We start from the raw sequence: 11,247 nt of genomic DNA, 5'->3' as shown, positions 1-11,247 counted from the left end.
CCTGGGTGTAACGCGCTGGGAAGCCGCGCCACGTCTGGGCCTGGACGCCTGGACAACGAAATTCGCGTCGGGTGATACAGTTGGGGCAAAAGGAACTGGAAATATTACAGCTCACGCGGCTGATGATATTCGGTTCTCGCAGAATACCGTGTCATTCAATAAAACTGACCGGGTCACAGGTACAAACTACACGTACAACGATTTAGTTCAGAGGATTCCTCAGGGACAGACCACGATTATTCTTTCCACTTCGATAGTGGTCTAGGCTTGTAAGTCTCTATGGAAGGAGGTTTTCATGCCACGTCGAGCGCGTATTTTGTTGCCAGGAATGTCACTCCATTTAATTCAGAGAGGAAATAATCGCTCGGCCTGTTTCTACGCAGCTGAGGATTATCTTTTCTATCTGGATGTATTGGCGGAGCAAGCAAAGAAGCATGGGTGTGCTGTCCATGCTTGGTGCCTGATGACCAATCATGTTCACTTGCTGGTTACGCCCCAAAGCCCCGAGAGCACGGGGCTGATGATGAAGGGGCTAGGGCAACGCTATGTGCAGTACATCAATCGGACATACCGCCGTAGCGGTACGCTTTGGGAAGGTCGCTTTCGCTCCTGCCTGGTGCAGGAGGAAGCTTACGTGCTCGGTTGCTATCGATATATTGAAATGAATCCTGTGCGCGCCGGCATGGTTGAGCACCCAGCTGAATATCGCTGGTCGAGCTACCGGGCCAACGCGCAAGGCGAGGCGTCAGTTCTGCGCTGCCCCCATCCTATCTACCATGCATTGAGTCAAGATGAGCGGCTCAGGGTTAGGGTTGAGTTCTATAGGGAGTTGTTCCGCTATCAGCTAGATCCGGGGCTAGTTGATCAAATTCGAGCCGCGACAAATGGAAACTATGCGCTGGGTAGTCCGAAGTTTTCTGCCGAAGTGGAGGCAGCCTTGGGGCGAAGAGTCACAAGAGGTAAGGCGGGGCGTCCCAAGCGTGCGTCGGATCTTTGAGTGAAATCGGGGTCTGTCCCCTAATACACGAAAAGAGTTCGGGTTGCCTGGAAAATGGAGGTAAGTATGGTTTTTGGTAATCCCCATCGATTTGCCATCTGGGTGGAAATTGTTCCTGAGTGGAGTGGGTCTTTTAAAAAATGGATTGTTTTACTTTATTGTGAATGGGAATTTGTATCCCAAAGATATTCGAGTAGCAACATTGTCTACTGATTGTTTTGAGGTGATTGAAGACGGCAGTGCTTTAATTTCATTTCCTGAAAATAATGATACTTTTACTTTGCCAGCAGATGAAGCGTTTAACAGGCTGTATAGCTTAGCTTATCCAGAGCCGTCAGCTGATGATGAGTATCCAGAACAGATGTTTGACTACTATATAACGCCTACAAATATTAGTGAGTCTGGTGGATGTTTTTTTGCCGTTGCAAATGAGTGTGATCTGAGAATTGTCGGTGGCACTGTAGAATGCCTTTTGGAAGACTCAGTTAAGGGTGTGCACTATTGGGGTAAAATTAAGGATCCGAAGATAGAAGAAGTAGTGGTCTCTAAAGAAGAGATGAATAGAATAACTTCAGATTTGAATAAGTATATGACATCTATTGTTGGGTGCAAGGAAAAGAATCAATAGGGTCAAGAGTCAATGGGGTCAGATTCTGAGGAATCCCCACAAATCTACTCCAGCACCTGAGCTTGCCGGTGTACCTCTTCACGCAGCAATAGCTCCATCTTTGTGAGCGCCAAACAGGATAAATCGCTGGCTGAGCGCCTGAAGTATTCAAGGCCGATCCGCCAGAGTGACAGCACGGTTCTGTGCTTGATGCTGTTGCTCTGAAAGCGGCATGACCTGCCTTTCGTTCTAGCCTGAAGGCCAACCAGGGAAAAAGAGGAAAAAGGGGACAGATTTGTTTTCTACCTGATCGGCTAAGCTGAAGGTCTCAATGGACGTAGGTCGCTATGCCGAGGATGGGGCGAATTGTGTTGCCGAACCACCCACATCATGTGGTGCAGCAGGGGCATAACCGGCGGGTGGTGTTTGCCGCTGAGCAGGACTATCAGCGCTACATAGCTGACCTACGTGAGTTGAAAGAAGGTCTACGCTTATTGCCTCATGACCAATCATGTTCATCTGCTGCTGGCGCCCGGTGAGGCCATCGCTGGGTTGGGGCAGCTGATGAAGGCGCTGGCAGCACGTGCCACGCGGTATAGAAATCGTCTGGAAGGGCGCACCGGTACTCTCTGGGAAAGTCGCTACAAGTCCAGCGTGGTTGAGTCAGACACCTACCTGCTTGCCTGCTGTCGCTATATCGAGCTGAACCCGGTTCGAGCACTTATCGTTGCCGAGGCGGGTGATTATTCCTGGTCTAACTATCGGATGCGGGTAACGGATCAGGCTGACAGCGATTGGCTGGACATGGATCCTTGCTTCGTCGCACTTGGCGATACGCCTGAAAAGCGTCGCATCCGTTACACAGAGTTCATCCGCCAAGTCGTTCCACCAAGCGAGATTGATTTGATTCGTGCAGCACTGCAGAGGGGACAACTAACCGGCAGTGCTCGTTTCGTGGACGAAATAGAAAGAATCCAAGGGCTGCGGGTTGAGTTACAAGGCCAGGGCAGACCGAGGCGTAATCCTGAAAAATAAATCTGTCCCCTTTTCCTGTGTCCCCTTTTCCGATAACGAACGCAGGCCGGATGAGCGACGCGTAATGCATCGTTTGCCACGATCAGCCTTGCGGCCCCACTTGGCGAGTAAGCCCTGCGGCTCCCGTCTGCCGTTTCTGTGGCGCAATCTCCTTCCACCGGCAGCCTGGCCGGTCACCGCGATGGCGGCGTGCAGGCCTGCGCGCATCGGTCGCGTACGCTCGTCGACAAGAATCATTATCATCTTGGGCGATCCCTATATATGGGCTAATATCCGGCATCGGATACAACATCTTGTGCAATTCGGGTGATAGCCGAAGCATCCATCCCCCAAACGGTGCGCAAGCCACACCCCGCCCCCGAACCAGGAGGTTCCCTGCAATGACCCAAGCAGCGAAGGTACGACCCATCAGCAAGGCCGTCGCCGATATCCCGATCCAGGATGCGTCAATGGACATCTGGGACAAGAAGTATCGCCTCAAGGCCAAGGATGGCCGGGTCATCGACCAGACCATCGACGACAGCTTCCAGCGCGTCGCCAAGGCCCTCGCTGGCGTCGAGCAGACACTTGAGCTGCGCAAGCTCTGGGGCGAGAAATTTCTCTGGGCATTGCGGCGTGGCGCCATCCCTGCCGGGCGCATCACCTCCAACGCCGGTGCCCTGGAACACAAGCCCGCCACCAGCACCATCAACTGCACCGTCTCGGGCATCGTCGCCGATTCCATGGACGATATCCTCGAGAAGGTCCACGAGGCCGGCCTGACGCTCAAGGCCGGTTGCGGCATCGGCTACGAGTTCTCCACCCTGCGCCCGCGGGGTGCCTATGTTTCCGGGGCCGGTTCGTACACCTCGGGGCCCCTGTCGTTCATGGATATCTACGACAAGATGTGCTTCACCGTGTCCTCCGCCGGTGGGCGCCGTGGGGCGCAGATGGCCACCTTCGACGTCGGCCACCCGGACGTCGCCGACTTCATCCGGGCCAAGCGTGAGGACGGCCGCCTGCGCCAGTTCAACCTGAGCCTGCTGATCACCGACGAGTTCATGACCGCCGTGCAGGCCAACGCCGACTGGCCGCTGGCCTTCCCGCTGAGCCAGAAGGAAGTCGAGGAAGACGGCATCGACACCACCGACGCCAGCCAGGTGATCTGGCGCGACTGGCCGCAGAAGGGCCCCTACATCACCAACGACCAGGGCCTGACCGCCTGCCGGGTGTACAAGGTGATCAAGGCGCAGCGCCTGTGGGACATGATCATGAGCTCCACCTACGACTTCGCCGAGCCGGGCTTCATCCTCATCGACCGCGTCAACGAGATGAACAACAACTGGTTCTGCGAGGACATCCGCGCTACCAACCCTTGCGGCGAGCAGCCGCTGCCGCCCTATGGCGCGTGCCTGCTCGGCTCGGTCAACCTGACCCAGTTCGTGCGCGATCCGTTCACCGAGCGGGCGCGTTTCGACTGGGACGAGTACAAGGACGTGGTGCGCATCTTCACCCGCATGCTGGACAACGTGGTGGAGATCAACGGCCTGCCGCTGGAGCAGCAGCGCCATGAAATCCAGCGTAAGCGCCGCCATGGCATGGGTTTCCTCGGCCTGGGCTCGACCCTGACCATGCTCAAGATGCAGTACGGCGATGCGCAGTCGCTGGCGTTCACCGAGGACGTCGCCAAGCACATGGCCGTGGTCGGCTGGGAAGCCGGTCTGGAACTGGCACGGGAGAAAGGCGCCGCGCCGCTGATGGACGAGGACTTCGTGGTCACGGCGCAAATGCTCGCCAAGCGCCCGGAAATGGTCGTGGACGGCATCAAGCCCGGGGATACGCTCAAGGGCCGCGTGCTCTGGGCCAGGTACTCGCGCTACATGCAGCGCATCGGTGAAGTCGCACCGCAACTGATCGAACAGCTGGCCGAGACGGGTAGCCGCTTCAGCCACCACAGTTCCATCGCACCGACCGGCACCATTTCGCTGTCGCTGGCCAACAACACCAGCAACGGCATCGAGCCGAGCTTCGCCCACCACTACTTCCGCAACGTGATCCGCGAGGGCAAGAAGTCCAAGGAAAAGGTCGACGTCTACTCGTCCGAACTGCTCGCCTACCGGCATTTCATCGATGCCGATGCAGCGCCCGGCAACGGCCTGCCGGACTACTTCATCACCGCCGACGACATCACGCCGAAGCAGCACGTGGATATCCAGGCAGCGGCGCAGAAGTGGGTCGACAGCTCCATTTCCAAGACCGCCAACGTGCCCAGCGACTACCCCTACGAGTCGTTCAAGGACATCTACGTGTATGCCCACCAGCAGGGCCTGAAGGGCTGCACCACCTTCCGTTTCAACCCCGAGGCCTTCCAGGGCGTGCTGGTCAAGGAGGCTGACCTGGCCGCCACCACCTACCGCTTCACCCTGGCCGATGGCAGGCTCGTCGAGGCCAAGGGCAACGAGGAAATCGAATACGACGGCGAGCTGCACAGTGCCGCCAACCTGTTCGATGCTCTCAAAGAAGGCTATTACGGAAAATTCTGAGGACGTGCCGATGAGCAACAAGACAATCCGCATCGACAGCAAGATCGTTGGCTACGAAGTGGTCAAGCCGGAACGGGCCATCGCCGTCGACAGCGCCCCGGCGCCGGTGGAGATCGAGCTGATGCACGAGAAGGTCCAGCGCCCCGATGCGCTGGAGGGCTCGAGCTACAAGATCAAGACGCCGCTGTCCGAGCATGCGCTGTACGTCACCATCAACGACATCGTGCTCAACCAGGGCACCGAGCACGAGCAGCGTCACCCGTTCGAGATCTTCATCAACTCGAAGAACATGGATCACTTCCAGTGGATCGTCGCCCTCACGCGCATCGCCTCGGCGGTGTTTCGCAAGGGCGGCGACTGCACCTTCCTGGCCGAGGAGCTCAAGGCAGTATTCGATCCCAAGGGCGGCTATTTCAAGAAGGGCGGCAAGTTCATGCCGTCGCTGGTCGCCGAGATCGGCGATGTGATCGAAATCCACCTGCGCAAGATCGGCCTGATCGAGTCCGAGCGCCTGGACGAACACCAGAAGGCCTTCATCGAGCAGAAGAAGGCCGAGCTGAAGGCGGATGCCGGCAGCGCCGATTCCGGTTACCCGCCAGGCGCCATCTTGTGCGGCAAGTGCCACAACACGGCGTTGGTGCAACTGGATGGTTGCCTGACCTGCCTGAATTGTGGGGATAGCAAATGCGGATGAGCGGGGTCTGAAAACCGTTCGAGGTTGTTTGCCAGGGGCGCCAAAGCCCGTATGCCAGGCGGGTACGAGGTTTCGAAGTGCACCTGCAGACGGCAATGGGCCTCGAAGGCGCTATCATGCCCCCTTGTCGTAATGGCCGACTTCCAGAAGTCGCCTGGTAATTATCCAAGGAGCCTGTGTGAGAAAATTGTTCTGGTCGATTGCGGTTCTGGCTTTTTCGCCCTTGATGGCCATGGCGGATGACTGCATGGACACGGCCGTGTCGCAGACGGCGATGGACAACTGCGCGCGGCAGGGGTTCGAGGCAGCGGACAAGCAACTGAACGTCGTGTATCGCGAGGCGACCGGTCGTTTGACCGACGATACGGCAGTCAGGAAGGCGCTGGTCGCGGCGCAGCGGTCGTGGATCGCTTTCCGTGATGCGGAGTGTGCCTTCAGCTCCTCCGCGCTGGGCGAGGGCAGTGCACGCGTCATGGTCAATCTGGGATGCCTGGAGACGTTGACCCGCAAACGCACCGCTGACTTTCAAGCGTACCTGGATTGCCCGGAAGGTGATCTGAGTTGTCCACTGCCCCGAAGGGAATGAGCGTCGCCGCATAGCGCGATTCTGCTGGCCGCAGCGGTAGGTCGCTCGGCAGATCGCCTTTCGCGTTTTCTATCGGTCCGCCAGTTGACGGGCCCCGCGCGAGGCTCCGCGTCCGTCGCTGCGCTCAGCGAATGTACTGGGGCCTGCCCTGCTCGTTCCAGGCCTTGAAGCGTTCGTCGATCAGTATCGCCAGCCTGTCGTAGTTGGCCCAGTTGTCCTCGACATGGTAGAGGGTGTCCGGGTCATCGAATGCCCGCAGATAATCGTCGACGTAGCGGCTGTCGTCGTCCTCGCCCTGGTAGTAGGCAACGGCGAAGGCGTTGCCGGTGTCGTCGAGGTCCTCGTCGACGAGCTTTTCGTCCAGCACCTTCATGAGCAATTGTGCACCTGTGATGCGGCGCTCCTCGAGCGCGGCCAGCTCGTCTTCAGCGTCTTCGCGCAGGTCGTCACCGGCCATGCCATGAAGCAACAACCAGGCGAGGAACATGCCTATGTGGGTGGCGCCCGCTGCGGGAGGCAATTGCTTCGGGAAATCGCCTTCATAGTGCCAGGAGGCGTCGTCGTATTTCATGGTAAGTCTCCGTTGGATGCGGGTGGCTCATGCCGGGGTCGGATAGCGCTGGCGCAGCGTTTGCAGGCGCTGCAACAGGCGCAGGATATGACCATTGTCGATGACCGAGCCGTGGTGGCCGTCGCAGAAGCGTTCGCCGCGCACGCACCAGGTCAGCATGCTCTTGAGTTCGTCCAGCGAGGCCGCGGCCACCTGCTCGGGGTCGGCGAGCCGGTTGGCCGAGCGGGCCATGTCATAGTCGAAATCGCTCCAGCAGTCCTTGCCGGCGGCGCTGAAGAATGCCGTGACGGGCTCGGCATACACCGGCCAGCGGCCGTCGTGATAGGCGACTACAGCCTGGATGGGCGCGCCATCGGGGTACAACTGTGGCAGGAACGCCAGCAGTTCGTCCATGTCGGCGGGCTGCACGTGCAGGTAGGAGGAGGTGTCCACGGAAGCCACGTAGCGGTCGAACCAGCCGACCTGGATCCAGGTCAGCGGCCCTTCTTTGTACCCGTGGACATCGCGCTGGTAAGCCTTGAACTCCGCCGACCCGGGCCCGCAGGCCAACAGTGCGACGGTCGCCGCGCCCTGGGTCAGCCAGTAGATGTCCGGGGACTGCTCATGGGCCTTGGTGCTGCCCAGGTTGACGGCTTCGCCGTGCAGGTCGCGGGCGAGTTGCCGGCCCTGGTCGACGTCATGCTGCGGCTGGCGGACGAAGTCTCGATAGCGTTCCTGCAACTGCGCCGGAGCATTGAGCAGAGGGGGCAGAGCTGGCGGGTGATGCATCAGGCGATCGGCTGGCGGCGGCTCGGCGGGCATTCTGGCCTGCTGTGGCCGAGGGCTGCGCGGCTTGCCTCGTAGCCAGGTTTTCACGCGTTCTATGGGGCCGGGCATGTGCGTGTCCAGGGAAAGGCGAGGGGCATGTCCATTGTCTCGGCATCCGTTGTCGTGCTGCTTCGATGCGTGAGCGGTGGGGCAGGTTCCCGACACTCTGCCCAAGTGTCGGCTACCGGTCACCGGCGAACGCTGCAGGCGCTGCGGTTCGTCGGTGCTGCCCGTTACCGTCAGGGCAAGGTCAAGGTGACCATGCTACCGGAGAATATAGCCTGGAGGTGGGCGCGCAGTTGTGGGAGTTCGGTGCTTGGCGCAAGCTCGGCCCTGAATCGCCTGGCGCCCGCGCGCCGTGACGCCTCTTCGTTGAGGGTGATGCTCAGGCTGCCGCTGTCGAGCTGGACCGCTTGTATGGCGGCTGCCAGCTCGTATTCGGTCACTTCGTTCTGGAAGCCGATGCATTGATCGACGCAGCGGTCGTCTTCATCGAGCCGGGCGATGATGAAGTAGCTCTCCGGAGCGTAGGGATCGTCGCCCACGGCGACGGTCAGCACGTCATCTTCGTCGAGGCAGCTCACATAGGCGCGAGGGAGGATCTTGCTGGTGTGCATCAGGGCTCCTTGGCGGGCATTGCCGGCTGTTCGAGTGACGTGAGTCCAGGATCATAGCGAACCACCGTGCGCCCATCCCGCATGGTCGGCAATGCCGCCAGTGTGAAGCGAGGGAATGGCGCCGGCAAATCAGCCCGTCAAGGCCATGATTGGCTCTCGTCTTGGCCCTGCATATCGCTCCGACGGGCTTTGAAGACCCTTGTGCGAGGCTGTCATACTCCGCCGCTGGCGAAGGCGCACCTCAAGGACGTTCATGATACCCGTCAACCCGCTGGCCATGATGCTCGGTTCATTGATGCTGCTGATTTCAATCGCCTGCCTGGGCGGGTTGATCCTGTGGCTTCTGGCTTGCCTGCACCCGCGCTCCAGGCGGTTCATGTGCGTGCGGCGCTGGCGGTTCGGCCTATTGGCGGCGGTGCTGGCCGTGGGCAGCCTGCCGACGCTCGTGTTTCTGGGATGGCTGCTGGATGATTGGCGTGAGCAGCAGGCGCTCAGCCCTCGCCTGGAGCGGGAAGAAATCCTCGGCGATCTGGTTCTGCCTGCCGGCACGCGGGTGTGGCTGGAAAGCCTGGAGCCCATGAACGATCTCGGTGGCGAGCCACTGCCCTATGGCTTGCAAAGCGTGAAACGGGCCGAGTTCGACCGCGTGCCCGGCATGATCCTCGGCATGCGGGTGCGCCGCCTGGATCTGGATGCGAGCCGAGGCACCGCCGAGTTGCAGTTGCTCGATACCGCCAACCTGCAGGGCTGGCCCTGCTCGCCCGAGGCCGCGGTCAGCTTCGATTACCCGTTCAATACCCCCTTCGTGTTCGCCGGCTGGCGTCTGGAGCGCTGCACGCTGGCGCCTGGCAGCGAGGTGGCTGGTGTCGCGTGGCCCGCTGGGGTAACGGTGCATGCCGACGAAAGCGGCTGGCAGTTGCAAGGCGATGGGACGCCGACCCGCTTCCAGGGCCTGGATCTGCATGCTTTGACCCTGTGGTTGGATGCTCCGGCAGGTGAGGTCCAGAGCTGGCGCGCCGAGTTGGCGACGTCGCTCGATCTGGGGCCCATGCGCTACCCGTCAGGAACCCGGGTTCGTGCTTATCGGGATCATCTGCTGTTCAGCCCGAATCCCGATGCTGCCGCTGTCAATCGGCAGCATGGAACGTCCGTGGAGGTTGGCCAATCCGTGGAGCAGAGCCGTGCGGGCGAAATGCTGGGTATCCATCGCAATGAGGATGTCGGGGTGATCGACTGGGACATCCTGGAGGTGCCTTGACGGTCTTTCAGCTGCGATCCGCCAGAACGCCAATCAGGAACATCACCACCAGCAATACCGGTGCCAGGGTGTAGTTGTTGAAGTGGCCAAGCACCTGAGTCAGCAATGGCGTCAGGTAGACCAGTGCCAGCCCATAACCGACCACGCAGACGACGACGAAGATCAGTGTGCGCAGCACGAAGTTGAGGCTGCCGATGCGGCCTTGTACCCAGGCGTTGACGGCAGGGCCGAACAGCACCAGCAGGGTGGCCATGAGCCCCAGGGAAATCTCGCCGAGGTGGCCGCGACTCCAGCGTGACACGGTGGTGATCAGGTCCAGCAGATAATCCATGGTCGCTCCTTGGGCATGACGATTGAATCCTGTTGCCTCGGATCACCCGGCGCGCCGTTGGTTCGCTGGAGCCGGCGATTCAGGGCAGGAAGTGCTGCAGCAGATCATTGAGAAACAGTTGGCCTTCGCGGGTCGCCACCAGGCGGGTCGGATCCGCTTGCAATAGGCCGCGGCGCTGCGCCTGTTCACGTGCATCGGCCAGTCGCTGCAGAGGCAGGCCGGTGCGCTGGCTGAACAGCTGCGCAGCGCAGCCATCGCTTAGGCGCAGCACGTTCATCAGGAACTCGAAGGGCAGTTCCTCGGCGCCAAGCAACCGTTCGCCAGCGCTATAGCGCTTGGCGGGGTCGAGGTAGTCCTTGGGCAGGCGGGTTTTCCAGGTGCGGCTGATGCGCCCATCTGGTGTGCTCAGTTTGCCGTGGGCACCGGCACCGATGCCGAGAAAATCACCGAACGTCCAGTAATTCAGGTTGTGCCGGGCGGCACGCCCGGGCTGCGCATAGGCGGATACTTCGTACTGGCCGTAGCCCTGTTCGGCGAGCAGCGCCTGGCCGGCCTCCTGGATATCCCACAGGGTGTCGTCTTCGGGCAGCACTGGCGGCTGGTTCCAGAACACCGTGTTCGGTTCCACCGTCAACTGATACCAGGACAGGTGGGTCGGTGCCTGGGCGATGGCGATGCGCAGGTCGCCCAGTGCGTCGTCCAGGGACTGCTCCGGCAGGCCGTGCATCAGGTCCAGGTTGAAGTTGTCGAAGCCGGCAGCGCGGGCCATGTCGGCGGCGCGAATCGCTTCATCGCCATCGTGGATGCGCCCCAGGGCCTCGAGCTTTGCGGCCTGAAAGCTCTGCACGCCGATCGACAGCCGATTGATGCCCAGGCGCCGGTAGGCGGCGAATTTCTCCTGCTCGAAGGTGCCCGGGTTGGCTTCCAGGGTGATTTCGATATCGCTGGTGAACGGAATACGTCGCTCCACACCCTCCAGCAGCCGACCAAGCGCCTTGGCGGAAAACAGGCTGGGTGTGCCGCCGCCAAAGAAGATCGACGTCAGCGGGCGACCCTGGGCCTGCAGCAGGTCGTTGTCGAGGTCGGCGAGCAGCGCGTCGACGTAGGCCTCTTCCGGGAGGTTCGGGCCAGCGGCGTGGGAGTTGAAGTCGCAATAGGGGCACTTGCGCACGCACCAGGGAATATGGACGTACAGGGCCAGAGGGGGCAGCTGGAACACAGG

At 60.4% G+C, this 11,247-nt stretch carries 13 protein-coding genes and 2 pseudogenes; 9 read left to right on the top strand and 6 right to left on the bottom strand.

Features of this window, described 5'->3' with window-relative positions; all coding sequences use genetic code 11:
• The 4 genes from BLR94_RS27730 to BLR94_RS25470 all read left to right on the top strand — a co-directional run.
• Positions 1-265, top strand: a 265-nt coding sequence (locus BLR94_RS27730) for a hypothetical protein (RefSeq protein ID WP_208601373.1), incomplete at its 5' end; no start/stop codon positions are given.
• Between the two features lie 30 nt (positions 266-295).
• Complete coding sequence (locus BLR94_RS25475) at positions 296-997, top strand: transposase (RefSeq protein ID WP_084308674.1); 702 nt, start codon at positions 296-298, stop codon at positions 995-997.
• Between the two features lie 54 nt (positions 998-1,051).
• Complete coding sequence (locus BLR94_RS28360; RefSeq protein ID WP_425262118.1) at positions 1,052-1,210, top strand: Imm42 family immunity protein; 159 nt, start codon at positions 1,052-1,054, stop codon at positions 1,208-1,210.
• The gene (locus BLR94_RS25470; protein WP_425262117.1) at positions 1,158-1,625 is read left to right on the top strand and encodes an Imm42 family immunity protein; all 468 of its coding nucleotides are present in this window, start codon (positions 1,158-1,160) and stop codon (positions 1,623-1,625) included. Before BLR94_RS28360 ends, BLR94_RS25470 begins: the two co-directional genes overlap by 53 nt.
• Before the next feature lie 44 nt (positions 1,626-1,669).
• On the opposite strand, the pseudogene BLR94_RS28355 reads toward BLR94_RS25470, so the two are convergent.
• Positions 1,670-1,873 (bottom strand): annotated as a pseudogene (locus BLR94_RS28355) (IS4 family transposase); the annotation flags it as partial.
• Positions 1,874-1,951: 78 nt separating this feature from the next.
• Here BLR94_RS28355 and BLR94_RS25465 point away from each other — a divergent pair.
• From BLR94_RS25465 to BLR94_RS25450, 4 genes and pseudogenes are all read left to right on the top strand, one after another.
• A pseudogene (locus BLR94_RS25465) lies at positions 1,952-2,639 on the top strand (transposase).
• Positions 2,640-3,019: 380 nt separating this feature from the next.
• Entirely contained in the window at positions 3,020-5,161 is a 2,142-nt protein-coding gene (locus BLR94_RS25460; RefSeq protein ID WP_084308675.1) for an adenosylcobalamin-dependent ribonucleoside-diphosphate reductase, read from the top strand.
• A 10-nt stretch (positions 5,162-5,171) separates the two neighbouring features.
• Positions 5,172-5,855 (top strand): TSCPD domain-containing protein, encoded by a 684-nt coding sequence (locus tag BLR94_RS25455; protein ID WP_084308676.1) that lies wholly within the window; start codon positions 5,172-5,174, stop codon positions 5,853-5,855.
• A 178-nt stretch (positions 5,856-6,033) separates the two neighbouring features.
• Complete coding sequence (locus BLR94_RS25450; RefSeq protein WP_244158265.1) at positions 6,034-6,441, top strand: lysozyme inhibitor LprI family protein; 408 nt, start codon at positions 6,034-6,036, stop codon at positions 6,439-6,441.
• A 124-nt stretch (positions 6,442-6,565) separates the two neighbouring features.
• Here BLR94_RS25450 and BLR94_RS25445 read toward each other — a convergent pair whose 3' ends face one another.
• The 3 genes from BLR94_RS25445 to BLR94_RS25435 form a co-directional block, all read right to left on the bottom strand.
• A complete protein-coding gene (locus tag BLR94_RS25445; RefSeq protein WP_084308677.1) occupies positions 6,566-7,012 on the bottom strand; it encodes a DUF7832 domain-containing protein in 447 nt (148 codons plus the stop codon).
• A 27-nt stretch (positions 7,013-7,039) separates the two neighbouring features.
• A complete protein-coding gene (locus BLR94_RS25440) occupies positions 7,040-7,888 on the bottom strand; it encodes a DUF6508 domain-containing protein (RefSeq protein ID WP_139207509.1) in 849 nt (282 codons plus the stop codon).
• A 170-nt stretch (positions 7,889-8,058) separates the two neighbouring features.
• The gene (locus tag BLR94_RS25435) at positions 8,059-8,436 is read right to left on the bottom strand and encodes a hypothetical protein (RefSeq protein ID WP_084308679.1); all 378 of its coding nucleotides are present in this window, start codon (positions 8,434-8,436) and stop codon (positions 8,059-8,061) included.
• 253 nt (positions 8,437-8,689) lie between these two features.
• On the opposite strand from BLR94_RS25435, the gene BLR94_RS25430 reads away from it, so the two are divergent.
• On the top strand, positions 8,690-9,694 hold the full coding sequence (locus tag BLR94_RS25430; RefSeq protein ID WP_084308680.1) for a hypothetical protein: 1,005 nt from the start codon (positions 8,690-8,692) through the stop codon (positions 9,692-9,694).
• A 7-nt stretch (positions 9,695-9,701) separates the two neighbouring features.
• Here BLR94_RS25430 and BLR94_RS25425 read toward each other — a convergent pair whose 3' ends face one another.
• Positions 9,702-10,025, bottom strand: coding sequence for a DUF3392 domain-containing protein (locus tag BLR94_RS25425; RefSeq protein WP_084308681.1), 324 nt, complete (start codon positions 10,023-10,025; stop codon positions 9,702-9,704).
• A 79-nt stretch (positions 10,026-10,104) separates the two neighbouring features.
• Positions 10,105-11,244: a radical SAM family heme chaperone HemW gene (gene hemW, locus BLR94_RS25420; RefSeq protein ID WP_090423771.1), complete on the bottom strand. Its 1,140-nt coding sequence runs from the start codon at positions 11,242-11,244 to the stop codon at positions 10,105-10,107.
• Positions 11,245-11,247: the final 3 nt, after the last annotated feature.

Source organism: Phytopseudomonas flavescens (genome assembly GCF_900100535.1).
Lineage (GTDB): Bacteria > Pseudomonadota > Gammaproteobacteria > Pseudomonadales > Pseudomonadaceae > Aquipseudomonas > Aquipseudomonas flavescens.
This window is presented reverse-complemented; position numbering and strand designations above follow the sequence as displayed.